This is a genomic window from Azospirillum brasilense, from assembly GCF_005222205.1.
GTDB lineage: Bacteria > Pseudomonadota > Alphaproteobacteria > Azospirillales > Azospirillaceae > Azospirillum > Azospirillum brasilense_G.
This window is the reverse complement of the sequence record NZ_CP032347.1, coordinates 469,494-493,844: the sequence shown is the minus strand read 5'-3', so window position 1 is coordinate 493,844 and position 24,351 is coordinate 469,494. Positions and strand designations below refer to the sequence as shown.

The 24,351-nt window shown below is 69.0% G+C and carries 17 protein-coding genes; 7 read left to right on the top strand and 10 right to left on the bottom strand.

What is annotated here, in order from left to right; translation table 11 throughout:
* Positions 1-195 precede the first annotated feature (195 nt).
* Together D3869_RS24360 and D3869_RS24355 are read left to right on the top strand one after the other, a co-directional pair.
* A complete protein-coding gene (locus D3869_RS24360; protein WP_247895948.1) occupies positions 196-2,604 on the top strand; it encodes a hybrid sensor histidine kinase/response regulator in 2,409 nt (802 codons plus the stop codon).
* A 65-nt stretch (positions 2,605-2,669) separates the two neighbouring features.
* Positions 2,670-3,164 carry a substrate-binding domain-containing protein gene (locus tag D3869_RS24355; RefSeq protein WP_247895947.1) on the top strand — a complete coding sequence of 165 codons (495 nt, stop codon included), beginning with the start codon at positions 2,670-2,672 and terminating at the stop codon, positions 3,162-3,164.
* On the opposite strand, the gene D3869_RS24350 is transcribed toward D3869_RS24355, so the two are convergent.
* Entirely contained in the window at positions 3,165-3,617 is a 453-nt protein-coding gene (locus D3869_RS24350; protein ID WP_137142364.1) for a group III truncated hemoglobin, read from the bottom strand. It abuts the gene before it with no gap.
* 114 nt (positions 3,618-3,731) lie between these two features.
* Positions 3,732-4,730: an AraC family transcriptional regulator gene (locus D3869_RS24345; protein ID WP_137142363.1), complete on the bottom strand. Its 999-nt coding sequence runs from the start codon at positions 4,728-4,730 to the stop codon at positions 3,732-3,734.
* 87 nt (positions 4,731-4,817) lie between these two features.
* Here D3869_RS24345 and D3869_RS24340 point away from each other — a divergent pair, with 87 nt between their 5' ends.
* Positions 4,818-5,789 (top strand): oxidoreductase, encoded by a 972-nt coding sequence (locus tag D3869_RS24340; RefSeq protein WP_137142362.1) that lies wholly within the window; start codon positions 4,818-4,820, stop codon positions 5,787-5,789.
* A 31-nt stretch (positions 5,790-5,820) separates the two neighbouring features.
* Here D3869_RS24340 and D3869_RS24335 read toward each other — a convergent pair whose 3' ends face one another.
* The 4 genes from D3869_RS24335 to D3869_RS24320 all read right to left on the bottom strand — a co-directional run bounded on the left by D3869_RS24335 (position 5,821) and on the right by D3869_RS24320 (position 14,144).
* On the bottom strand, positions 5,821-6,420 hold the full coding sequence (locus D3869_RS24335; RefSeq protein ID WP_137142361.1) for an RT0821/Lpp0805 family surface protein: 600 nt from the start codon (positions 6,418-6,420) through the stop codon (positions 5,821-5,823).
* 118 nt (positions 6,421-6,538) lie between these two features.
* Positions 6,539-8,626 (bottom strand): response regulator, encoded by a 2,088-nt coding sequence (locus D3869_RS24330; RefSeq protein WP_137142360.1) that lies wholly within the window; start codon positions 8,624-8,626, stop codon positions 6,539-6,541.
* 10 nt (positions 8,627-8,636) lie between these two features.
* Positions 8,637-13,565, bottom strand: a complete 4,929-nt coding sequence (locus tag D3869_RS24325; protein WP_137142627.1) for a HAMP domain-containing protein — start codon at positions 13,563-13,565, stop codon at positions 8,637-8,639.
* A gap of 147 nt (positions 13,566-13,712) precedes the next feature.
* Positions 13,713-14,144, bottom strand: a complete 432-nt coding sequence (locus D3869_RS24320) for a response regulator (RefSeq protein WP_137142359.1) — start codon at positions 14,142-14,144, stop codon at positions 13,713-13,715.
* A gap of 427 nt (positions 14,145-14,571) precedes the next feature.
* On the opposite strand from D3869_RS24320, the gene D3869_RS24315 reads away from it, so the two are divergent.
* The 3 genes from D3869_RS24315 (at position 14,572) to D3869_RS24305 (ending at position 17,477) form a co-directional block, all read left to right on the top strand.
* Positions 14,572-15,858, top strand: a complete 1,287-nt coding sequence (locus tag D3869_RS24315) for a pentapeptide repeat-containing protein (RefSeq protein ID WP_137142358.1) — start codon at positions 14,572-14,574, stop codon at positions 15,856-15,858.
* Between the two features lie 294 nt (positions 15,859-16,152).
* Positions 16,153-16,524: a c-type cytochrome gene (locus tag D3869_RS24310; protein WP_137142357.1), complete on the top strand. Its 372-nt coding sequence runs from the start codon at positions 16,153-16,155 to the stop codon at positions 16,522-16,524.
* 302 nt (positions 16,525-16,826) lie between these two features.
* The gene (locus tag D3869_RS24305; RefSeq protein WP_137142356.1) at positions 16,827-17,477 is read left to right on the top strand and encodes a DUF4142 domain-containing protein; all 651 of its coding nucleotides are present in this window, start codon (positions 16,827-16,829) and stop codon (positions 17,475-17,477) included.
* Positions 17,478-17,764: 287 nt separating this feature from the next.
* Here the strand turns inward: D3869_RS24305 and D3869_RS24295 are convergent, their stop codons facing one another.
* Positions 17,765-19,759, bottom strand: a complete 1,995-nt coding sequence (locus D3869_RS24295) for a methyl-accepting chemotaxis protein (RefSeq protein ID WP_137142355.1) — start codon at positions 19,757-19,759, stop codon at positions 17,765-17,767.
* Positions 19,760-20,108: 349 nt separating this feature from the next.
* Here D3869_RS24295 and D3869_RS34530 point away from each other — a divergent pair, with 349 nt between their 5' ends.
* A complete protein-coding gene (locus D3869_RS34530) occupies positions 20,109-22,103 on the top strand; it encodes a methyl-accepting chemotaxis protein (RefSeq protein ID WP_137142354.1) in 1,995 nt (664 codons plus the stop codon).
* Positions 22,104-22,200: 97 nt separating this feature from the next.
* On the opposite strand, the gene D3869_RS24285 is transcribed toward D3869_RS34530, so the two are convergent.
* From D3869_RS24285 to D3869_RS24275, 3 genes are all read right to left on the bottom strand, one after another.
* Positions 22,201-23,307 (bottom strand): prohibitin family protein, encoded by a 1,107-nt coding sequence (locus D3869_RS24285; RefSeq protein WP_137142353.1) that lies wholly within the window; start codon positions 23,305-23,307, stop codon positions 22,201-22,203.
* Positions 23,304-23,501 (bottom strand): hypothetical protein, encoded by a 198-nt coding sequence (locus tag D3869_RS24280; RefSeq protein ID WP_137142352.1) that lies wholly within the window; start codon positions 23,499-23,501, stop codon positions 23,304-23,306. Before D3869_RS24280 ends, D3869_RS24285 begins: the two co-directional genes overlap by 4 nt.
* Before the next feature lie 120 nt (positions 23,502-23,621).
* Complete coding sequence (locus tag D3869_RS24275; RefSeq protein ID WP_137142351.1) at positions 23,622-24,263, bottom strand: YcjF family protein; 642 nt, start codon at positions 24,261-24,263, stop codon at positions 23,622-23,624.
* Between the last annotated feature and the right edge of the window lie 88 nt (positions 24,264-24,351).

Here is a 24,351-nt window from a genome sequence, read left to right as displayed (position 1 = left end):
GCGGCCCATTGCCCGGACTCAAAGGATTTGCATTCGAAGCAATTGTGCCGCAGACCATTGGCAGGCGGAAGGGAAACCGGTTCCGTACCTTTCCTTGCGCCTTGAGCTTGCCCACATGATGGTGAAGGCGCTGCCGGACCCGTCCGTGGTGTCTTGTCCGCGTCTTGCCTCAAGTATCTGCCTGAAGGGGCCACGTTGACCAGCATAGAGCCGCCATGGCCATCGAATGAGCGCGCCCGGCTGGACCGGCTGAAGTGCGGCGGCGTGACGGACACGCCGCCGGAAGCGGTCTTCAACCGCTTGGCCCGGCTGGGCGCCCGCCATTTCCGCATGCCCATCGTGACGGTCAACCTGCTGGACGGGACCCAGGAATTGTCCAAGGCCGGCTATGGGCTGGAGACGTTGCCCGCCGAGCGGCGGCTGCCCTTCTGCCCCTTCGCCATCCTTGGCGACGCGGTGCTGGTCGTCCGCGACGCGCTGGAGGACGAGCGCTTCGCCGATCACGAGGCTGTCACCGGGCCGCCGCATCTGCGCTTCTACGCCGGGGCCCCGCTGATCACGCCGGACGGCTTGCGGGTCGGCACCTTCTCCCTCCTCGATCATCAGCCCCATCCCGAGTTCAGCGCGGAGGACGAGCGGGATTTGGAGGAGTTCGCCCGCCTCGCCGTGCACGAGATGGAATCCCAGGCCGCTCAACGCGCCGCCCAGGCGGCGGAACTGCTGCTGCGGGACAAGAACACCCTGCTGGAAAGCCTTCTGGAGAGCGTCACCGACCCGATCTTCACCAAGGATCGCGAGCGCCGCTTCACCCTGGTCAACGCCGCGACCGCGCGCCTGTTCGGACGGACGCGGGACGCGGTGGCCGGGCTGACCGGCGGGGACCTGTTCCCGCCCGAGGAGGCCAAGCGCCTGGATGATCTGTGCGGACGGGTGATCGCCACCGGGCGCGAGGAGACGGTCGAGGAGGAGTTGCCCTTCCCGACGGAGGAGGGCCGGCGCGTCCTGATGATCAGCGTGATGCCGCTGCGCGACGCCGGGGGAAGCACCACCGGCGTCGTCGGGGTGGCCCGCGACATCACCGCCCGCAAGCGCGCGGAGGAGGCGCTGCGGACGAGCGAGGCACGGTTCCGCACGCTGGTGGACAACACGCCGCTGCTCATGTGGATCAACCGCTCCGACGGCACGCCCGAGTATTACAATGAGGAATTGCGCGCCTACACCGGGCAGGACCCGGAAACCATGTCGGCTTGGCAGGGCTTCCATCCGGACGACCGCCCCGCCTACCTTGAGCTGAGGACACGCTCGATCGCCGCCGGCACGCCCTATCAGAGCAACATCCGGATGCGGCGCGCCGACGGGGCGTGGCGCTGGCACCAGTGCCGCGTGGTGCCGGTGCGGGAAAAGGGGAGCATCGTTTCCTGGATCGGCACCGCGGTGGACATCCATGACATCCGGCGCGCCCAGCAGGCGGCGGAGGAGGCCGACCGCTCCAAGGGCCGATTCCTGGCCGCGGCCAGCCACGACCTGCGCCAGCCCATGCAGTCGATCCTGCTGTTCGCCGGGGCGCTCGGCCCGCATGTCACCGGCGGGGCCGGGCAGCGGGCGCTCGACCGGCTCCAGCAGGGGCTGGACACGCTGAAGGATCTTCTGGACAGCCTGCTCGACGTGTCGCGCCTCGACGCCGGGGTGGTGGCGCCGCAGATCGAGGAGTTTCCGGTCGCCGACCTGCTCGGCCCGCTGTCCGCCGCCTACGCGCCGCTGGCCGAGGCCAAGGGGCTGGACTGGCGGGTCGTGCCCTTCACCGGCACGGTGCGCAGCGACCGCGTCCTGCTGGGGCGGATGCTGCGCAATCTGGTCGACAACGCCATCCGCTACACCGACCGCGGCCGCGTCATGGTCGATTGCCGGCCCCAGGGAACCCGCCTGTGCGTCGAGGTGCACGACACCGGCCTGGGCATTCCCCCCGATCAGCGGGAGCGCATCTTCGAGGAGTTCCACCAGATCGGCAATCCGGAGCGCGACCGCGACCAGGGCCTCGGCCTCGGCCTGGCCATCGTGCGGCGGCTGTCGCGGCTGCTCGATCACCCGGTCGATCTGATGTCGCGCCCGGAGCGCGGCTCAATCTTCTCGGTCAGCGTGCCGCTGGTCCGCCACGACGCGCCGCGTCCCCCGCCGCCGCGCTCCCGGATGGCGCGGGACGAAGGCACGGCGGCGACCGGGGAGGGGCGGCTGGCCGTGGTCGTGGAGGACGACGCCATCGTTCTGATGGGGCTGGCGGCGATGCTCGGCGAATGGGGGTTCGATGTGCTGTCCGCGGGGAGCACCGGCGAGGCGCTGGAGCGGCTGGCCCGCGGCGGGCGGCGGCCCGACATCGTGCTGGCCGACTACCGGCTGCGCCAGGGGCGTGTCGGCACCGAGGCCATCCTGCGCATCCGCGATCTGTTCGGCGCGGACGTTCCGGGCCTGATCGTGACCGGGGAGATCGGACCGGAACCGCAGCGCGACGCCGCGCGCCATGGTCTCGGCCTGATGCACAAGCCGGTGACGCCACGCCTTCTCGAAGCGGCGCTGGCCCGCCAACTTGGAGCCATCGGGCCGGCTTGAGCGTTGCTATCACCAGCGGCGCCGATGGCGCCGTGCCGTGAAAGGGTTATGGAGGAGACACCAGCGTGCCATCCCTGTCGAAAGGCCTTGCCATGGTCGCCGTCGCGGCGGCGCTGGCCGCCTGCCAATTCCCCGGATTCCCGCCGCCGCAGCAGACGGCTACTCTGCCGCCCCCGACCGTGCCGAAGCCGCCGCCGGAGGAGCGCGGAATCTGGATCGTCGGCAGCCCGTCCATGCGGGGGGCGGTCGGCACCGCAGCCAGCCGCTTCGACAGCACGCCCGACACCCAGCCGCGCCTCGTCGCCGAGGGCACCAACAGCGGCTTCCGCAGCTTCTGCGCCGGGGTCGGGCTGGAGCATCCCGACATGGTGGTGTCCGACCGCCCCATCCGGGCGGAGGAGCAGAAGCGCTGCCGGGCCAAGGGCATCACGATGACGGAGTACGAGCTTGGCCCCAAGCAATTCGTCTACGTCAAGGACGCCCACATGATGACCATCCCCGGCGTGCGCGACTTCACGGACAGCTGGGGCGTGAAGGGCAAGCCGGTGCGCGGCGCCTGATCAGGCGCCGATTCCGGGGGCGGCGCCGGCCCCGGCCTGCTTGCGGAAGAAATCCACCCCCATCTGGATGCTGCGCCCGATGTTGGCCGCGCGGTCCTCGAAGAAAGCGGCGGCCTCGGGCGTGCAGACCTCGGCCGTCGTCTCGCGGAACAGCGCCAGCCAGCGCTCGAAATGCGCCGGCCCGATGTCGAAGCGGACATGGGCGGGCAGGGGGCGCCCGTCGTAGCGGTGGGTCAGCAGGGCGACCGAGGACCAGAAGTCCATCATCTTCCGCAAGTGAGGCTCCCAGTCGGTGATCGCGGCGCCGAAGACCGGGCCGAGCAGGGCGTCGTCGCGGATCTTGCCGTAGAAGGTGCGGACGAGGGCTTCGATCATCGCCTCGTCGATGCCGGTCTTGGCGACCCGCTCGGCGATGGTGGCGGACTGGGGCGTGGGGGCGGCGGTCTGGTCCAAGGCGGAAGATCCTGAAAAAAACAAGAGGCGAAAAAGTCCCCGCACCATACGCGTTCCGGTCTCCCGCCGCCACCGGTCCCAATCGCGCTTCCGCACGATGCCCGGGCAGCCCGCTCAACGCGTGATCGCGGCGCCGTGGTCCAAGGCGGCATCCCTTTCCGCGTCCGTCCGGTAGCGCGCCGGTGAGACGCCCATGATCCGCCGGAAGGTGGCGCTGAAGGCGCTGTCCGAGAGGTAGCCCAGCGAGGCGGCAATGACCGAGACGGGTTCCTGCCCCTGCCGCAGCCGCGTGGCGGCGAGGCGCATGCGCCAGCGCAGCAGATAATCGATCGGGGGCATGCCGACGCGCTCGCGGAAGGCGGCGGCGAAGCTGGAGCGCGACCGCCCGGCGATGCCCGCCAGCTCGGCCAGTGTCCAGTTGCGGGACGGCTCCGCGTGGATGGCGCCGAGGACCCGGCCGATCGAGGGATCCAGGCTGGCCGCCAGCCAGTTGGCTCCCCCCGGCGGCTGTTCGTTCAAGTGCGTCCGCAAGGTGTGGATGAACATCAGCCGCAGCAGGTCGTTGCAGGCGAGCTGGGACCCCGCCGTGCCGCCGCGCCATTCCTGGTCGAGCTGCTCCAGCAGCCAGCTGACCGGCGCGGCCCCCGGAGCGCCACCGCGGATCATCAGCAGCCGCGGCAGCAGATCGAACAGAAGACCACCGTCCAACCGGTCGAACCACACGCTGCCGCCGAGGAAGCGCACTTCGTCGCCGTCGACCCCCGCGTCCAGGCGGGCCTCCCCCTCCGATCCCCGGAACACCTCATCGGCCGGGACGGGGGCGAGGTCGGGCGCGCTCGCCAGGACGAAGCCGCCGCGCACCACCACGAAGCAGTCGCCGGCGCCGAGGCGCTGCGGCGCGTCCATCCCGTCCGGCCCATCCGGCCCATCCGGCCCGTCCGGGCGAATCCAGCAGGCGCCCGCGGTGACCACATTGAACTTGATGGTGTGCGGCGGCCGGAAGCGGATCGACCAGTTCCCCCGGGCGGCGAGGCGTGCCGAGCACAGGGTCCGGGCCTGCATCAGGCGAAGCACGTCCGACAGCACGTCGGCGGGCGCGTTCTGGACGATCACGACAGGATTCCGGACGGGGCTGGATGGATCATCCCGCGCATATAGGCGACAACGGCGTCCGACGCCACGCCTTGCGAGGAAGCCCCCATGATATCCCCCGACCAGACACCCATCGGGTCCGGCTTCGGCCCCGCCGCCACCGCCGCCGAAGCCGTTCGCGGCATCGATCTCCGCGGGCGGGTGGCGATCGTCACCGGTGGCTATTCCGGCATCGGGCTGGAAACGACCCGCGCGCTCGCCGAGGCCGGCGCGACCGTCATCGTGCCGGCCCGGGATCGCACCCGAGCGTCGGCCGCGCTGGCCGGCCTCGACCGTGTCGAGCTGGAGTCGCTGGACCTCGCGGACCCCGCCTCGGTCGCCGCCTTCGCCCGGCGCTTTTGCGGGTCCGGACGGCCGCTGTCGATCCTTGTCAACAGCGCCGGGATCATGGCGACGCCGCTTCACCGCGACGCCGACGGGCACGAGGGGCAGTTCGCCACGAATCATCTCGGGCATTTCCGGCTGACCTTGGCCTTGTGGCCGGCGCTCCGTGCGGCTGGAGGGGCGCGCGTCGTGTCGGTCTCGTCACGCGGCCACCAGATCGCCGGGATCGACTTCGACGACCTCGACTTCGAGCGGCGCCCCTATGACAAGTGGGCCGCCTATGGCCAGTCCAAGACGGCCAACGCGCTGTTCGCCGTCGCCCTGGACCGCCGCGGTCGGGGGCATGGGGTGCGCGCCTTCTCGCTGCATCCGGGGCAGATCCTCACCGAACTGAGCCGCCATCTGAGCGCCTCGGAGATCGCCGGTTTCGACGCCCTGGACGCGGAGGGGCGTCCGCGCATCGACCCGTCGCGCGGCATGAAGACCGTCACGCAAGGGGCGGCGACCAGCGTGTGGTGCGCGACCAGCCCGCGGCTCGACGGCCTTGGCGGACTCTATTGCGAGGATTGCGACGTCGCCCAAGTCCACAGCGCGGCGACGGGCCGGCGCGGCGTCCATCCCTGGGCGGCGGACGACGCGCTGGCCGAACGCCTGTGGAGCGTCTCGGAAACCCTGACCGGCGCCTCTTTGCCCTGATGAGGCCGCACCGCTGTGGTCCGTGGACCGATCAGGGAGTCGCGGCGAGGCGCCACTGGCCGTCGTCGCCGCGGCAGGCGGTGCCGGTGGCGGATTCCTGGCGGCCGTCGATGGTCACCTTGTGCTGAAACTCCTTGCACTCCCGCCCGGCGGAATCGCGCCCCGCGCGGATCGGCGTGATGGTGCCGCCGGTGTTGGCGCTGTCCGGGCTGTTCCAGCGGATGGTCTGGCCGACCGGCGCGTCGAGGGCGCGGGTCTCCGCGCTCTGCGCCGCGTTGCGGCTGCCCGGGCTCAGCTGCTCCATCAGATAGCCGCCGGCGAAGTAGCCGAGCAGGCCGCCGGCGCCGATGGCCAGCAGATTGCCGCTGCCCTTGCCGATCTGCGACCCGGCGAGCGCCCCGACGGCGGCCCCGCCGAGCTTGCCCAGCAGGTCGTTGTCGATGCCGAAGGTGGTGTTGCCGCCGCCGTTGCCTAGCGGGCCGCCCTGCGGGTTGGTCTGGGTCGGCGCGCCGTAACCGCCCTGGGTGAACACCTGCGCCGCGGCGGGCGCGGAGGTCAGGGGCAGGGCGACGGTCAGACCAAGGCAAAGGACCGAGGCGAAGCGAATCCCGGACAGACGGACAACGGGCACGTCGGCTACTCCTTTATTGCAACGCGACCGTCATCTGAACACCGCGGCCCCGCTCACGGTTGAGGCAAAAGGGCGACAATGGCCTTTCAGAGACGGCCTTTGACAGACATGGCAATCGTCAGGCGCTCTTCAATTCCGGGAAGGCATCCGACACGGCGCCGCCCAGCGCCTTGCGGACGGCGCGGGCGAGGTCGCGGTCGCGGTAGGGCTTGATCAGGAACTCGGCCCCTGGCCCTTCGCCGCTCAAGCCTCCGGCCACACCATGGGCGTAGCCGGAGGCGTAGAGCGCCTTCAGGGCCGGATGGCGCCGCTGCGCCTCCTGGGCCAGCTCCAGCCCGTTCATGCCGCCCGGCATCACCACGTCGGTGAAGAGCAGGTCCACCCGCGGCTCCCCGGCCAGCACGGCCAGCGCCTCCGGCCCGTTCTCCGCCTCGACCACGGTGTAGCCGAGATCCTGGAGGGTCAGCACGGCGACCTGACGCACGTCGCGGTCGTCGTCCACCACCAGGATCACCTCGCCCTGGCCGGGCAGCGGACCGCTGTCCTCGGTGTCCTCCGGCGTCTTCGCCTGACGGACGGCCGCCGGAGCGCAGGGCAGATGGAGGTGGAAGGACGTGCCGCGGCCCGGCTCGCTCTCCACCCGGATCAGCCCGCCCGACTGCTTCACGAAGCCGTGGATCATGCTCAGCCCCAGCCCGGTGCCCTTGCCGATCTCCTTGGTGGTGAAGAAGGGCTCGAAGGCGCGGGCGAGGACCTCCGGCGGCATGCCGCAGCCGGTGTCGCTCACCGTCATCCGCACGTAGCGTCCGGGGCTCAGCTCCGCGTCCCCCTCGTCGGCCTCCACCATCGTGGTGGCGATGGTCAGCTTGCCGCCGGACGGCATGGCGTCGCGGGCGTTGATGACGAGGTTCAGCAGAGCCGACTCCGCCTGCGTGCGGTCGACCAGCGCCGGGCAGAGGGACGGTGCGCTGTCGATCTCGACGGTGATCGCCGAGCCGAGCGTGCGCTCCATCAGCTCGCCCATGTTGCGGACCAGCGCCTCCATGTCCACGCTCTCGGGGTGGAGCTGCTGGCGCCGCGCGAAGGCGAGCAGCCGCCGCGTCAGGTCGGAGCAGCGCAGCGACGCCTGCAGGGCCATCTCCACCCGCCGCGCCGCCTTGGGGTCGTCGAAGGACATGCGGCCCAGCCGCTCCAGGCTGCCGATGACCACGGTCAGCATGTTGTTGAAGTCGTGGGCAATGCCCCCGGTCAACTGGCCGATCGTCTCCATCTTCTGGACATGGGCGAGCTGGAGCTGAAGCTCCCGCGTGTCGGTGACGTCCAGCACCGTGCCGCAGAGTTCCGGCGGCCGTCCGTCCTCGCCCGGCAGCAGCATGGCCTTCTCCAGGAGCGTCCGGTACTGCCCGTCGGCGGCGCGCCAGCGGTACTCGACGGTGGAAACGCCGCCCTGCCGCATCGCCTCGAACTGGACGGCGGCGCGCTCGCGGTCGTCCGGGTGCAGGCGCGATTCCCAGAAACCGCCGTCCGTCAGGAAGCGCTCGGCGGGGAAGCCGAACAGCGCCTCGACGTTCTCGGTGACGTAGCGGAAGGGCGTGCCGCGCTCCGGCCCGGCGGTGTAGAGCAGGATCGGCAGGGAGCGGGCGATCATCGCCTGCCGCTCCTCCGACCGGCGGAGCGCCTGTTCGGCCTCCAGCTTCTCGGCGCGCACGCGGTAGTTCTCGGCCATCAGCCGCTCGCGCAGGGCGGCCTGGCGCTTGACCTCCTCCGTCTTGCGGTACAGCTCGACGAAGACGGTGACCTTGCTGCGCAGGATCACCGGGTCCACCGGCTTGAACATATAGTCGACCGCCCCCGCGGAATAACCGCGGAAGATGTGCATCTCGTCCTTGTTGATGGCGGTCAGGAAGAGGATGGGGATGTGCCGCGACTTGCGGCGGTTTCGGATCAGCTCCGCCGTCTCGTAGCCGTCCATGCCCGGCATATGGACATCCATCAGGATCGCCGCGAAGTCCTGGTCGAGAATACGCTTCAGCGCCTCCTCGCCGGAGCGGGCGAGGATCACCGTGGCGTCGAGGTCGGCCAGAGTCTCCCGCATCGCCAGCAGGTTTCTCGCATCGTCGTCCACGACGAGCACGCGGACCTCCGGCGGCGGCAGGGTGGCGTCCTCGATCTCGGCGAAGCTGGCGGGTATCTGGGTGTGGGGCATCGGCTTCTCCTCACTCCCGTCCGGGGTTGCGGCCGTCGTCCTGCCGTCGTCCGGCCCAGACCCGCAGCAGCGACAGCAGGTGGTCGATGTCCACCGGCTTGGCGAGATAGTCGGTCGCCCCCGCCTCGATGCACTTCTCGCGGTCGCCCTTCATCGCCTTGGCGGTGACGGCGATCACCGGCAGGCCGCGCCCGGCCGCGGTGGCGCGGATCTCCCGGATGGTCTGGTAGCCGTCCATCAGCGGCATCATGATGTCCACGAGCGCCACGTCGAGGTCGGGGTGCGCCTTCAGCAGCTCCAGCCCCTCCGGCCCGCTCTCGGCGTGCAGCACCGTCATGTCGTGGGCCTCCAGGACGCTGGCGAGCGAGAAGATGTTGCGGAAATCGTCGTCCACGATCAGCGCCTTGCGCCCCGCCAGCACCGGGTCGCGCTGGCGGATCTGGTCGAGCGCGTTGCGCTTGTCGTCGGGCAGCCGGTCCACCGCCCGGTGCAGGAACAACGCCGTCTCGTCGAGCAGCGAGTCCGCGGAATGGACGCTGCGCAGCACCACCGTCTCGGCGAGCCGGCGCAGCCGCGCCTCGTCCTCCGGCGCGATGGCGTCGCTGACATAGGCGACGACCGGCATCCAGGCGGTGGAATCGCGGGTGCGCAGGCTGTCGATCAGCTCGAAATCGCTGGGCTGGGGGATCGTCAGGTCGAGCACCATGCAGTCGAACCGCTCCTGCGCCAACAGGGCGCGGGCGGCCTCGGCGGAGGTGACGGTCCTGATGTCGATGTCGTCCCCGCCTCCGCCCCCGCCCTTGTCGTGGTCGATCAGGCCGGCGATGCCGCCGGTCTCCGGGTTGGGCAGCTTCTCGACGATCAGCAGCCGGCGCTGGTGACGCTCAACGAAGCCCTTGACCTTGGCGAGGGCCGCGAAGATCGCCTCGCGGTCGGCCGGCTTCTCGGTGTAGTCGAAGGCGCCCATGGCGAGGCCGCGCCGCCGCTCCTCCTTGGCGGAGATGACGTGGACCGGGATGTGGCGCGTGTGCGGGTCGCGCTTCAGCAGGTCGAGCAGCGCCCAGCCGTCGATGTCCGGCAGGCCGATGTCCAGCATCACCGCGTCCGGGCGGTATTTGCGGGCCATCGGCATGGCCGGGCTTCCGGCGTGGGAGAGGATCGCCTTGAAGCCCTTCTCCCGCGCCAGATCGACCAGGATCGAGGCGAACTTAACGTCGTCCTCGACGATCAGAACCACCGGATCGCCGGGGCGGATGCGCTCGCGGTCGTCGGCGACGGGGTGCTGCTGCGGCAGCGCCAGCCGCTCCTCCGGCCCCGGCACCACGATGGGCCGCGTCGGGGTGGGGAAGGGGGCCAGCTTCGGCGCCGGATCGCCGTAACGGGCGATGTCGAACTCCATCGGCACGTAGAGCGTGAAGGCGCTGCCCGCCCCGGACTCGCTCTGCACGCGGATCTCGCCGCCGAGCAGGCGGGCGATCTCGCGGCTGATCGACAGGCCGAGGCCGGTGCCGCCGTACTTGCGGCTGGTCGTGCCGTCGGCCTGCTGGAACGCCTCGAAGATGATGCGCTGCTTGTTCTCGGGGATGCCGATGCCGGTGTCGACGACGGTGAAGGCCAGAACCCCCTCCGCCGCGTTCAGCACGGGGTGGGCGGCGCTCCAGCCCTCGCCGGCCAGCCCGACGCGGAAGGTGACGCCGCCGGTCTCGGTGAACTTGAAGGCGTTGGACAGCAGGTTGTTCAGCACCTGCTCCAGCCGCTTCTGGTCGGTCTGGATGGCCGCGGGCAGCGGCTGGGTCATGTCGATGTCGAAGCGCAGCCCCTTCTCCTCGGCGAGCTGGGCGAAGGTGCGCTCGACATGGCCGCGCAGGTCGTCCAGCACCACCGCGCCGATCTCCAGCGTGACCGTGCCGGACTCGATCTTCGACAGGTCGAGGATGTCGTTGATGAGGTTCAGCAGGTCGGACCCGGCGGCGTTGATGGTGCGGGCGAACTCCACCTGCCGCGGGGTCAGGTTGTGGTCGCCGTTGTCGGACAGCAGCTTGGACAGGATCAGCAGGCTGTTCAGCGGGGTGCGCAGCTCGTGGCTCATGTTCGCCAGGAACTGCGACTTGTATTTGGAGGTGAGGGAGAGCTGCTCCGCCTTCTCCTCCAGCGCCTCGTTGGTCTGGCGCAGCTTTTCCTGCTGGGCCATCAGCAGCTCCTCCGACTGGCGGAGCGAGGCGGCCTGATGCTCCAGCCGCTCGTTGGTGGTCTTCAGCTCCTCCTGCTGGCTCTGCAGCTCGGCGGTCAGGCGCTGCGACTGCTTGAGCAGCCCTTCGGTCCGCATGTTGGTGGCGATGGTGTTGAGGACGATCCCAATGCTTTCCGTCAGCTGCTCCAGGAAGGAGCGGTGCGTCTCGCTGAAATGGCCGAAGGAGGCCAACTCCAGCACGGCGTTCACCTCGTTCTCGAACAGCACGGGCAGGACGATGATGTTGAGCGGCGCCGCCTCGCCGAGGCCGGAGCTGATGCGCACATAGTCCTTCGGCACGTTGGTCAGCAGGATCGGCTTCTTCTCGTGGGCGCACTGGCCGACCAGACCCTGCTTCAGCGTGAAGCGGGTGCCCAGCCCGTCGCGCTCCTTCAGGGCGTAGCTGGCGACCAGATCGAGGACCGGCTCGTCGCCGTCGCGGCTGGTGACGTAGAGGACGCCGTGCTGGGCGTTCACCAGCGGCGCGATCTCCGACAGGATCATGTTGGTGACGGTGACCAGATCGCGCTCGCCCTGAAGCATCCGGGTGAATTTGGCGATGTTGGTCTTCAGCCAGTCCTGTTCCGCGTTCTTCTGCGTCGTGTCGCGCAGGTTGCGGATCATCTCGTTGATGTTGTCCTTCAGCGACGCCACCTCGCCCGACGCCTCGACGGCGATGGAGCGGGTGAGGTCGCCCTTGGTCACCGCGGTCGCCACCTCGGCGATGGCGCGGACCTGGGTGGTCAGGTTGGCGGCGAGCTGGTTCACGTTGTCGGTCAGGTCGCCCCACACGCCGGTGGCGCCGGGCACCTTGGCCTGACCGCCCAGCTTGCCTTCGATGCCGACCTCGCGCGCCACGTTGGTGACCTGATCGGCGAAGATGGCCAGCGTCTCGATCACGCCGTTTATGGTGTCGGCCAGTGCCGCGATCTCGCCGCGCGCCGCCACGGTCAGCTTGCGCTTCAGGTTGCCCTCGGCGACCGCCGTGACGACCTCGGCGATGCCGCGCACCTGACCGGTCAGGTTGGCGGCCATCATGTTCACGTTGTCGGTGAGGTCCTTCCAGGTGCCGGCGACGCCCTTCACCTGGGCCTGACCGCCCAGCTTGCCTTCGGTGCCGACCTCGCGGGCGACGCGCGTGACCTCGCTGGCGAAGCTGTTGAGCTGGTCGACCATCGTGTTGATGGTGTCCTTCAGCTCCAGGATTTCGCCCTTCACGTCCACGGTGATCTTGCGCGACAGGTCGCCGTTGGCCACCGCGGTGGTCACGTCGGCGATGTTGCGGACCTGATTGGTCAGGTTGCCGGTCAGCAGGTTGACGTTGTCGGTGAGGTCCTTCCAGGTGCCGGCGACGCCCTTCACCTGGGCCTGACCGCCCAGCTTGCCCTCGCTGCCGACCTCGCGGGCGACGCGGGTGACTTCCGAAGCGAAGCTGTTGAGCTGGTCGACCATCGTGTTGATGGTGTCCTTCAGCTCCAGGATTTCGCCCCTCACGTCCACGGTGATCTTGCGCGACAGGTCGCCCTTCGCAACCGCCGTGGTGACCTCCGCGATGTTGCGGACTTGGCTGGTCAGGTTGGTCGCCATCGCGTTGACGTTGTCGGTGAGGTCCTTCCAGGTGCCGGCGACGCCCTTCACCTGAGCCTGACCGCCCAGCTTGCCTTCGGTGCCGACCTCGCGGGCGACGCGCGTGACCTCGCTGGCGAAGCTGTTGAGCTGGTCGACCATCGTGTTGATGGTATCCTTCAGCTCGCGGATCTCGCCTTTCACGTCCACGGTGATCTTGCGCGACAGGTCGCCGTTGGCCACCGCGGTGGTCACGTCGGCGATGTTGCGGACCTGATTGGTCAGGTTGCCGGTCAGCAGGTTGACGTTGTCGGTGAGGTCCTTCCAGGTGCCGGCGACGCCCTTCACCTGGGCCTGACCGCCCAGCTTGCCCTCGCTGCCGACCTCGCGGGCGACGCGGGTGACCTCGCTGGCGAAGCTGTTGAGCTGGTCGACCATCGTGTTGATGGTGTCCTTCAGCTCGCGGATTTCGCCCTTCACGTCCACGGTGATCTTGCGCGACAGGTCGCCCTTCGCCACCGCCGTGGTGACGTCGGCGATGTTGCGGACCTGGGCCGTCAGGTTGGCGGCCATCAGGTTGACGTTGTCGGTGAGGTCCTTCCAGGTGCCGGCGACGTCCTTCACCTGGGCCTGCTCGCCCAGCTTGCCTTCGATGCCGACCTCGCGCGCCACCCGCGTCAGCTCCGCCGTGACGGTGACGAGCTGCTCGACCATCCGGTTGACCGTCCGGGCCGTCTGGAGGAAGTCGCCCTGGAGCGGGCGCCCGTCGACCTCCAGCGGCATCGACTGCGACAGGTCACCCTTGGCGACAGCGCCGATGACCCGGGCCATCTCCCGGGTCGGCTGGGTGAGGTCGGCGACCATGGCGTTGACGCTGTCCACGCAGGCGCCCCAGCCGCCGGACGCGGTGGGCAGGCGGACGCGCTGGCTGATCCGGCCCTCCTTCCCGATGGCGACGCTGACCCGGCCGACGTCCTCCACCAGGGCTTCGTTCATCTCCACCACGTCGTTGAAGGCGGCGGCGATCTCGCCGTCCAGCCCGTCCAGGTCGAGCGGCAGGCGCACGGAGAAGTCGCCCTTGCGGAACTGGCGCAGCGCGCGCAGGAGAAGCTGGGGGGAAAGCCGGTCGTGAGCGTCGGTCATCGTCATGACGCGATGGTCCCTAAGAAGTCCAGGCCTGTGTCTCGGATATCCCCTCGCGCCGGATCGGCGGCGCGTCCGGCGGAACGCCGGAATGGCCGCGCGCCGGAGCGGCGCAGCCATGGGACGTCAAGCGGATGGCGGCGGAAGCTAATGTTGGGGGGCGGCGTTGTTGAGCAGGGTCTTCAACTGGCGCTCGTCGTAGGGCTTCTGAATGAAGCCGTGCGGGCCGGCGGCGCGGGCGCGCTCCAGCAGGACGGGGTCGCTGGCCCCGGACATGAAGATGCTGCCCACGGCGAAGCGCTCGCGCAGGGCCTGTGCCGTCTCGATGCCATCCTGCGGACCGGCGAGGCCGATGTCCACCAGGGCCAGGGCGGGGCGTTCCCGTTCCGCGATCTTCAGCGCGTCGGCGGCGTTGGCGGCGACTCCGCAGACCTCGTAGGACAATTCCTCCAGCATATCGGTCAAATACATGGCGACGATCGTCTCATCCTCGACGACCAGGACCCGTACGGGGCCGGCTGCGACAGGCGCGGTCCCGTCCGCCCCGGTCTGTGGTGACCTGTTGATCGGGTTGGTCATCCCTTATCCCTCTTGTCGTTCTGCCGGCTGCGGTGCCGGAGCGGCGTCGATGAGGCGCCTATCCCGCCCGCCGCCGGAACCCGAGCGGACACGTCGGATACCGGCGAAGCTGACCGGGACGAGTAGCACGGAGGGGTGAGGCAATTAAGGGAGAAAAGGTCAAATACCCCCAACAGGTTATACCCAGTAGGGTGGCTGCACTCCAAAAGAGAGCAAGCATATTCCTTAAATTCAATATGGAATAGAGCGAATCCGGCGCGTTTGGGCCGTCTTTGCTTGGGTTCGATTGAAATGCGCGGTGCAACCGCGCGGCAGCTATGTGGGGATGTGCGGCCTTTTTAACAATTTTGCAAGTAATTTTGCGCGTAAGCTTGTTACTGTCCACGAGGCGGGCGTGGAGTCGATTGCAGGGGTGCTGGGAAGCGGGATGAGTGGTGCCCCGACAAGCGGGCCGGGCGATGGGGCGGACCTGAGCCTGGAGGATCTCGCGCAGGCCATCAGAGCCCACCGGCTCTATCTGGCGGCGCGCCCGAATGGACTGCGCCTTCAATTGAAGGCGGCGGACCTGACCGGTTTCGACCTGTCGGGGCTGCTCCTGTCGGACGCAATTCTGACGGGAGCGAATTTCCGGCGCAGCGTCCTCCAGCGCTGCAACTTCGATGGGGCGGATCTGTTCGGCGCCAGCTTCGTGTCCGCCGACCTGCGGGAGGCTTCGCTGGTCGGGGCGGACATGCGCGGGGCCAACTTCACCAAGGCGTGCCTGCGCAACACCCTGTTCGAACGGGCGGACCTGCGACCGGGACAGCTCGTGCTGTGGAAGGACCGGCGCAAGGCCCGGCAGGAGGCGGCGCTGCGGGAAGCCGTCCTGGTCAACGCGAACTTCACCGACGCCGACCTGACCGGCGCCAACCTGACCCGCGCCAGCCTGGAGGGGGCGGACTTCAGCAACGCCGCCCTGTTCGGCGCCAATCTCAGCGGCGCCGATCTGCGGGGCGCCGATTTCAGCATGGCGAAGCTGAAGGGCGCCATCCTGAACAACGCCTCCGTCGCCGGCGCCACCTTCCAGGGCGCCGACCTGCGCGACGCCGAACTGCGCAACGTCGCCATGGCCACCGCCGACTGGGCGGAGGCGCGTATGACGGGCGCCATCTATCACCGCAACCAGTCGGACTTCCCGCCGGAAATCCGGGAGGGGCTGGATGGCCATATCCGTTGGATCAACAGCAACGGCAAGCAGGGCAAACGGTTCGACGTGTCCGATGCGGCCTTCGTCGGGACGGATTTCGACGGCTGCGACCTGAGCGGGGCGATCTTCCGCAACTGCGACTTCACGCGGGCGAGCTTCCGCGACAGCAAGCTGCAGATCGCCCAGTTTCCCGGTTGCCGCATGCGCGAAGCCTGTTTCGAGAATTCGGAATTGTCCGGCGCCAGCTTCGAAGGCTGCGACCTGACCCGCGCCATGATGCGCAACGCGGTGATGCGCGCCATCGAGCTTCTGGCGGCGGACGGACAGTCCACCGGACGCATGTGGCCGACCAATCTGCGCAACGCCCAACTGGCTGACAGCGACATCCGCGGTGCCGACCTGCGGGGCGCGCGGCTGACCGGGGCGGACCTGACCAACTGCAATCTGTCGGGCGCCGACCTGCGCGACACCGACATCGAAAAGGCCAACACCACCGGGACGACGCTTGTCCATTGCCGGTTGAAGTGACCGCGAAATTTAATCCCGAAAAATTTTCGCAAAGAGTTGGTCATTTTGTCGCAGGGCGTGCCCTCCGCCCACTCCCGGCATTGTGCATGCCAGCATAGCGGGATTAAAACGCCGGCCGAGGTGGCGGCTGGTTTCCCAAGCCGCTTGTCATGATCGAGGCCAAGTAACGGAGCGGCGAACGCCGCGCACCGATGCGACGAATATTGATTGTGGCGAAGCGAGGAACGCAGGACGCCCTGCGGACCTTGGGTGGCCGTGCCTGTCTTTTGGGCATTGGAAATCAAGGATAGTGCAATGAAGCGTAGTGTTGCCGTTCTGGCCTTCGGCCTGTTCGCCGCCCTTCCCGGAATCGCCTCGGCGCAGGACGCCGATGCGGGCGAGAAGGTGTTCAACCAGTGCAAGGCCTGCCACACCATCGAGGCCGGCGGCCCCAACCGCGTCGGTCCGAACCTGCACGGCGTCATCGGCCGTCCGTCGGGCTCCATCGAGAGCTTCAAGTATTCCGACGCGATGAAGGGCGCCGGGCTGACCTGGGACGAGGCCAATCTCGACAAGTACCTGACCGACCCGAAGGGCACCGTCCCCGGCAACAAGATGGCCTTCGCCGGCGTGAAGAACGAGCAGGCCCGCAAGGACCTGATCGCCTTCCTGAAGAAGAACAGCTGACACGTCCGCAAGGACATGCGCTGCGGAACCGGGAGGGGCGACGCCCCCTCCCGCGACCGGCGCCCGATGGCACCGTCCATCCCTTCAAGACGACTCATCCAACCGGCGGCCGGCCGCAAGGGCATGCCCGTCCGGACAGCGCCGCCCGCCTCTCTGCGGTCCATCCTATGAGGATGGCATCGGTCAAACTGCCCTTGTGGGCAGGGGACCCGTAAAAACGCTCATCGCCAGGCACAAGGAGAACAGGAAGCTGTTGGGGGACCGGTGTGTCCCAACGCAAGATTGCATATCGGGAGGTCGGAATGCCCATGTTGCGAACCGCGGCCCTTGCCGCCGTGTCCATCCTCGCGCTCGCCGCCTGTTCGAGCGAGCCGGGCCTCGTGCCACCGATGGGCAGTTCCGGTGCCTCCGCGTCCCAGATGGGAAGCTCCGGGTCAGGCGCCTCGTCGACGCTGACGGTGGCGGACCAGTCCTTTCTGACCCAGGCGGCCTACGGCGGCTTCGGCGAGGTGGCGATGGGCACGCTGGCCCAGCGGCAGGCATCCAGCGCCACCGTGCGCGACCTTGGCCGGCGCATCGCCGCCGACCACACCCAGGCCAACCAGGAACTCGCCCGGCTCGCCCAGGCCAAGGGCGTCACGCCGCCCACCGCCCCGGACCCCGGCCGGCAGGCGGTCGCCGACGCGTTGGCCTCGCTTCAGGGCACCGCGTTCGACCGGCAGTATCTGCAGCAGCAGATCGCCGAGCATGAGGTGTCGGTCGCCCTGTTCAACGCGCAGGCCCAGGGCGGCACCGACCCGGACGTCCGGGCCTTCGCCGCCAAATGGCTACCCGGCCTGCAGATGCACGCGCGCGAACTGCGCGCGCTCGGCAGTCCGCTGGCGCAATTGTCCCAGCCCGCGGGCACCGGCGCCGCCGCAACCCACGGCCACGGGTTGGAGCGGACACGATGAACGGCACGGATCGCGACAGTCGCAAGGGCGGCGGACCGGTCACGCCGGGGCGCGCCGGCCAGGGGATGGGCCTGTCCGGCGGGGCTCCAGAAGGGACTCCCGCGAGCGCCGCCGGCGGACCGGAGGTCACGGAGACGGTCGGGGCGGACACCGGCCAGAGGCGTGACCTTCCCGACCAGCACGCGGCCCCACCCACTCCGAAGGAGGATGCCGGTAAGCGGCCCCGCAATCGGGAGGCGGGTAAGCCGGGCTGATCGGGCACGCCGCAAGGCTCGAAGCCTTCCGCCTCAGGCGACCGCCGGAAGCGGGTGCAGGCCCGCGGTAAGACGCTGGATGTCCGCGGCGAAGCGGTCGGCGACGTCCGGCGCCAGTTCGAACCGGACATGCAGATCCTGCTCCTTGCCCCCCAGCACGGCGAAGGGGATGGAGTTGGTGCAGCCGGGAATGGTCAGCACGCCGCGGCTGCCCAGCTGGGTCCGGTCCAGGCCGCGGATGGTGGCGCCGCCTTCCGACAGGTTGGTGAGCTGTCCCGACAGCGACCCAACCGCCCCGGCGATGGTGCAGGGCAGGTTGACCTCGAACCGCGGGGCGCGGCGGCGGTCCACCTCGGGGGTGGCGGTGCGGACGGCGCGGACCAGCATCTGGCGCAGATGGTCGATGCTCCCCGCCACGTCGGACGCCACCCGGCGCACCTCGTCGGCGCGGCTGCCGGTCACCGCCGCCTCCTCCGACACATGGGCGATGCGGGACGACACTTCCTGGGCGGCGGCGGCGGTCTGGCCGACGTTGCGCGAAATCTCGCTGGTCGCTGCCCCCTGCTCGTCCATGGCGCTGGCGATGCTGCTGGCGACGCCATCGATCTCGGTGATGGTCCGCCCGATGTCCTGCACCGCGTCGACGGCCCCGGCGGTCATGCTTTGCAGATCGGTGATCTGGCGCGAAATCTCTTCGGCCGACTTGGATGTCTGGGTGGCGAGGTTCTTCACCTCCTGGGCCACCACCGCGAAGCCCTTGCCGGCCTCACCCGCGCGCGCCGCCTCGATGGTGGCGTTCAGCGCCAGCAGGTTGGTCTGGCTGGCGATGTCCTGGATGAAGGTGGCGACCTCCCCGATGTGGCCGATGGCCTCGGACAGGGAAAGCACCACGTCCTCGGTCTTGCGGCCGCTTTCCACCGCGCGGCGGGAAATCTGGCTGGCGAAGGTGACCTGCCCGGTGATCTCGGCGATGGAGGCGGTGAGCTGGTCGGTGGCCGCCGCCACGGCCTGGGCGTTGCCCAGCGCCTGTTCCGCCGCCGCCGCCACGCTCTGCGAGTTGGCGGAAACGGTCTCGGCCGAGCTGGCCATCGCCTGGGCGTTGCTGTCCATCGAGACGGAGCGTTCGGCGACGCGGTCCACGGCGGTGCGGGTTTCCTGCTCCACCGTGCGGGCCATGGATTCCAGGGCGGCGATCTTGGCGGCCTCGGCCTCGCGGCGCTCGCGCTCCTGCGTCTCGCGCAGGCGCTGGTTGTCGATGCCCTTCTGGCGGAAGATCTCGACGGTCTTCGCCATGGCGCCGATCTCGTCCCGGCGGTCCAGGCCGGGCACCGTCACCTCGTAGCGCTCGTCGGCCAGCTGGAACATGGTGGCGCGGATCTGGTCCAGCGTGCGGAACTGGCGCCGGACCACCAGCAGCATCACCAAGGACATGCCGATGGTGATGATCGCCGCCACCTGGATGATGTTGGGAACCACCTCCTCCAGCACGCCCAAGGCGACGCTCTTCTTCAGGCCGACGAACAGGACGCCGATCACCTCGCCGTTCTGGTCGATGATTGGGTCGTAGGCGGTGAAATAGGCCTCGCCCAGGATGTCGGCCTCGCCGCGGAAGGGCTCCTTGCCGTCGATGACGGCGCTGTAGACCGGGCCGCGGGCCAGTTTGGTCCCGACGGCCCGGCTGCCGTCCGGGTTGTGGATGTTTGTCGCCACGCGGGTGTCGCCGCGGAAGATGGTGGCCACGCCGCCGGTCACGCTGCGGACGGTGTCGACGATGTCGTTCGCCCCGTCCAGCTTGACATCGTCGATGTAGAGCGCGCCGTCCTTGAGCCGGTACTCGGACCCTTTCTGGTCGAGCAGCATCCGGAAGTTGGTGATGGCCTGCTCCCTCCGCTCCGCCGCGTCCTTGCCGATGCTGGCGGTGACCTTGACGATCGTCGCATAGGTCAGCGCGCCGGACAGGGCAATCAGACCGAGCGTGCACAGAATGGTCAGCTTCGTCGCAAGGCTGAACGTCCGGAGGGGGTTCATCGGCCGAAAACTCCTTGAAAAACCGTCGGATCGTCCCGGAGTCACCGGGAGGGCGCGGCATTGGTATCCTTTGTCGCGCATTTGTAACAAATAGTTTTATCAACCTCGGGACGCACCGGGTCCCTGCAATGTGAAGGTGTCGTTGCCGCTTTTTCCGCCAACTTGGAGGAAAGTTATTGTATTATCAGGCTTATCGACCGCGTTCCTTTTTAGCGGTGCACAAATTAAACCATCTGTTAATCATGAGGTGGGACAGCATGCCGCATGCGAATTCCTTTTAGGGATACCTCCGGTATGGCGGAAATGTTATCGGTTGGGGCTCGTTCATTGCAGAATACAAACATTCGCCATGCCGGATTCCCTGCGCGCCCTTGACGTTGCGAAGACCGCCTATTTCGATCTGGGACCGGACGCGGTCGGCAGCCTGCAGCAGGCATCGCCAATCATCGCCAGGGCCCTTCCGGGGATCCTGGACCGCTTCTACGCCCGCACGTTGTCGCAGCCCGAACTGGCCGGTCTGTTCGCCAACCCGGCGCAGGTCGAAGGGGCCAAGCGCGCCCAGATCGCGCATTGGACGCGGCTGTTCGAAGGCCGCTTCGATGACAGCTACAAGGAGTCGGTGCGCGCGGTCGGCATCGCCCACCACCGCATCGGGCTGAGCCCGAGCTGGTACGTCGGCGGCTACGCCTTCATCCTGGGCGAGATCATGGCCGCCCTGGCGCAGAGCATGGGCGGGACCTTGCTGACCGGCAGCCGGCTCGGCTCCATCGTGACCATGCAGCGCGCCGTGGTGTCGGCGGTGCTGATGGACCTGGACGCCGCGCTGTCCGTCTACTGGGACCGCCTGATCGACGAGCGTCTCCAGGCGGTGGACGCGATGGTCGATTCCATCGACCACGAGGCCAACGACGTGGTGGACAGCGTCGCCAGCTACACCGCGGATCTCCGCCGCACGGTCGGGGACCTGGACAGCGTCTGCGCAACGGTGAAGGACAGCATCACCGGGACCTCCGCCGACACGGCGGAGGCGCTGGACGCCGCCCAGACCGTCGCCGCCGGAGCGGAGCAGCTCCAGGCCGCGGTCGGCGAGATTTCGGTTCAGGTCAGCGGCGCGTCCCGGATCGCCGGCGAGGCGGTGGAGAAGAGCGGCGAGGCCCGCCAGATCATGGCGCAGCTCAGCACCGCGGCGCAGGAGATCGGCGGCATCCTGAACCTCATCCGCGCCATCGCCGGGCAGACCAACCTGCTGGCGCTGAACGCGACCATCGAAGCGGCAAGGGCCGGCGAGGCCGGCAAGGGCTTCGCCGTGGTGGCAACGGAGGTGAAGAACCTGGCCGGGCAGTCGGCCAAGGCGGCGGATGAGATCGCCGCCAAGGTCGGTGCCATCCAGGCGGTGGCGGAGCAGGCGATCACCGGCATGGACGGGGTGGCCACCACCATCACCACCATGCAGGAGATCAACTCTTCGATCGCCGCGGCGGTGGAGGAGCAGTCCTCGGCCTCGCGCGAGATCGCCCGCAACATCGGCGAGGTCGCCGGCATCTTCCGCGGCATCGCCAGCCGGATGACCGACGTGGGCGGCGAGACCCAGCGCGCCACCACCGTCGCCTACACCGTCGGCAAGAGCGCCAACCGCATGCAGGAGGCGCTGGACACCCTGCCGTCCCTGCTGGCGCGGGCCATCCGCACATCCTCCGATCTGGCGAACCGGCGCCACACGCGCCGCCGGCCGGTGCTGCTCGACGGCAGCGTCGACCAGACGCCGGCGCTGGTCCGCGACATCTCCGAATGCGGCTGCTACGCCGAGACGAAGGGGGCGGCGCCCACCGGCGGGCAGGTCACCGTGTCGCTTCCCGGCTACAAGCTGTCCCTGCGCGGCTCGGTGGTGGCGCGGCACGACAACCGGCTGCACATCCGCTTCGACGAGCGGAAAATCGGCCGCGAGGAGGTGGACCGCATGAGCCGCGACGGGGTGGGTGAACTGGTCCGGCTGGCCAAGCAGGACCATCTCGCCTTCGTCGGGAGGATCATGGAGGCGGTGGGCGGCCAGCGCACGCTTCTGCCGGCGGACCTGTCCACCCATCACTCCTGCCGCCTCGGCCGCTGGTACGACAGCGTGAACGATCCCCGGACGATGCGCCTGTCGACCTACAAGGGCATGGCCACCCCGCACCGGACCGTCCATGAGTCGGGCCGCGAGACGCTGGTTGCCCTCCAGGCCGGCAACCGCATGGAGGCCGAACGCCACGCCGCCGAGATGACGCGGGCGTCGGCGGAGGTGGTCCGCCTGCTCGACGAGCTGGAGCGCGATTTTGCCCGGACCCTCGCCGAAGCCGCCGACTAAAGCGAACTTCCGTTCACTTTAGACTCACATCGCCTCACTTGCCGGCGGGCTTCGGTCGCATGTGCGACCGGGACCGCCGTCGCGGTCGCGCCGGGCCTCAGCGCCCGGCGGCGTCCGGCGGGGCTTCCGGCGCACTGTTCTCCGGCGGCGGCTCGTCCAGGGTGGTCAGGCGGGCCGCGAGGCCATCCGGCTCCTTCGCGGCGGTTTCATGGGGGGCTGCGGTGGCGGGTGCGGCCGCCGTTCCCGACTTGGCGTCGTCGCCGGTGTTCAGGATCACCGGCAGACCGTCCCGCCCGCCGATGATGATGGTCTTGGCGTTCGAGGAGGTGGCGAAGGCCCGCGTCGCTTCGATGCCGCGCAGGCGCAGATACTCCGGCGTGATGTTGCGGGCGACGATGTCCTGGAAGTCGCGCACGCCCTCCGCCTCGATCCGCTTGCGGTCGCGCTCCTTGGCCTCGCGGGCGATGCGGAAGTCGTATTCCTCCATGATCTGCTGCTGCTCGATCTTGCGGTCGATGGCTTGGCGGACCAGCGGCGGGAAGCTGACCCCGGCCACCAGCACATCCTCCACCCGGATCATCACGGAGCTGTAATCGTCGGCGATCACGCCCGGCGGCAGCTTCAGCGCCTGCAGATCGGTCGGCGGGGCCGGGAACTGGCGGCGCGCTTCGGTCAGCAGGAAGCCTTGGATGTCCGCCCGGTTGATCGAGTAGAAATTCTCCGGGTTGTGCTTCGACACGAATTCGTAGACAAGGCTGGCGATTTCCGGATGCACCAGCTTTTCCGCGTAATCGTCCCCGGCCAGCTTGTGAAGCAGACCGGCGGCGGGCGGGTTGACGCGGTAGCGCAGAGCCACGGTCACCGTCATCGACATGCCGTTGGCCGCCACCGCCTCGTAGGTGCGGGTGTCGGTGTGCAGGCGCACGTCGTACATCGTCACCCGGTCCCACGGGAAGATCAGGTGGGTGCCTTCGCTGTAGACCCGGTCGGTGACCGTGCCGCCGAAGAAGCGCAGCCACAGCACACCGACATGGCCGGACGGCACCTCGACGAAGACGGCGGGTGCGATGGCGAGGAAACCGAGGATCAGGGTCAGCGTCAGCGCGTAGATCGACACGCTGCGCCGTTTCAGCCAGAGGCCGGCGCGCTGCGGCAATGGCGCGCGGACGAGGCCATCCCCGGCGGACGGGTCCAGGGTGGTCATCGCGGTCTCGTCGCCAGCATCTTCTCACGTTCCCGCGTGCTGGGGCGGCCCACCGCCTGGATCACGAAGTTCACCGGCGGGGTCAGGAAAAGGGCCAGCAGGAAATGGCCGATGAAGCCGATCGTGGTGTTGCGGCCCATGACGGCGCACACCAGACAGGCAAGGAGATAGAGCATGACGAGAACGAGGGGCATGCGCGTCCGGCCTTGGAATGGGAGCAGGGCGGAAGGGTGACGGCGTCGGGAGGGAGGCGGGGAGGCGCGGAGGCGTCCCCGCCCGTCCTTCCGGTCCGCGGCGGCGTCCGGGTGCGGCGGTCAGGCCACGGCCTGAGCGGCCTCCGGCGCGGCGCCCTTGCGGCCGCGGGCCTCCTCGAACTTCTCGCGGAAATAGGCCTTCACCTTTTCCGGCTGGAAGGTCAGGAAGGTGCCGCCCGACGCGAAGTGCTGCTGGAACACCTTGCCAAGCGCGTAGGTGAAGGCGCTGTTGAAGGCCGGCTGGGTGGCCAGCCGCGTCACCGTGCCGATCACCGGCACCGACCGCAGGGCCATGTTGAACGCCATGGAGCCGAGCAGGCCGCCGGCCAGCGCGGTCGGGGCGACCGTGGCGAACAGCGTGCCCACCGCGGAGCGGCCGATGTCGCCACGGAAATCGACGCCGTGCAGCTCCGACAGCTCCTTCAGCAGGCGAAGCTGCACGACGGCGAGCGCCGCGGTGTCCACGAAGTTCAGCGGGATGACGCCCGCGGCGGCGGACAGCAGCACATGCTTGCGGATGATTTCCGCCGCCTGCGCCTCGGTGGCGACCGGAGCGGCTTCGGACGCGCCAGTGCTTGCGCTGACGGTTTCGGGGGCGGTTTCGGGGGCGGCCGTCACGGCCTCCGGAGCCGGGGGTGTGGCCGGGGTGGCCGCCGTTTCCGGCTTGGCCTTGCCGCCCGGTGTTTCCTTCTCACTGACCATGCTGTGGTGCTCCAAAAAGGATGTTGTCGAGAGAAAATCAGCAATGAACGCCACGCACCGGAATGGTTCGCGGCGACAGTCGGCCCCG

Coding starts and splice junctions, on each gene's coding strand:
- D3869_RS24330 (WP_137142360.1), bottom strand. CDS start 8,626: ATGCCCCACACCCAGATACCCGCCAGCTTCGCCGAGATCGAGGACGCC.
- D3869_RS24285 (WP_137142353.1), bottom strand. CDS start 23,307: ATGACCACCCTGGACCCGTCCGCCGGGGATGGCCTCGTCCGCGCGCCA.
- D3869_RS24310 (WP_137142357.1), top strand. CDS start 16,153: ATGAAGCGTAGTGTTGCCGTTCTGGCCTTCGGCCTGTTCGCCGCCCTT.
- D3869_RS24280 (WP_137142352.1), bottom strand. CDS start 23,501: ATGCCCCTCGTTCTCGTCATGCTCTATCTCCTTGCCTGTCTGGTGTGC.
- D3869_RS34530 (WP_137142354.1), top strand. CDS start 20,109: ATGCCGGATTCCCTGCGCGCCCTTGACGTTGCGAAGACCGCCTATTTC.
- D3869_RS24275 (WP_137142351.1), bottom strand. CDS start 24,263: ATGGTCAGTGAGAAGGAAACACCGGGCGGCAAGGCCAAGCCGGAAACG.
- D3869_RS24325 (WP_137142627.1), bottom strand. CDS start 13,565: ATGACCGACGCTCACGACCGGCTTTCCCCCCAGCTTCTCCTGCGCGCG.
- D3869_RS24295 (WP_137142355.1), bottom strand. CDS start 19,759: ATGAACCCCCTCCGGACGTTCAGCCTTGCGACGAAGCTGACCATTCTG.
- D3869_RS24340 (WP_137142362.1), top strand. CDS start 4,818: ATGATATCCCCCGACCAGACACCCATCGGGTCCGGCTTCGGCCCCGCC.
- D3869_RS24305 (WP_137142356.1), top strand. CDS start 16,827: ATGCCCATGTTGCGAACCGCGGCCCTTGCCGCCGTGTCCATCCTCGCG.
- D3869_RS24320 (WP_137142359.1), bottom strand. CDS start 14,144: ATGACCAACCCGATCAACAGGTCACCACAGACCGGGGCGGACGGGACC.
- D3869_RS24315 (WP_137142358.1), top strand. CDS start 14,572: ATGAGTGGTGCCCCGACAAGCGGGCCGGGCGATGGGGCGGACCTGAGC.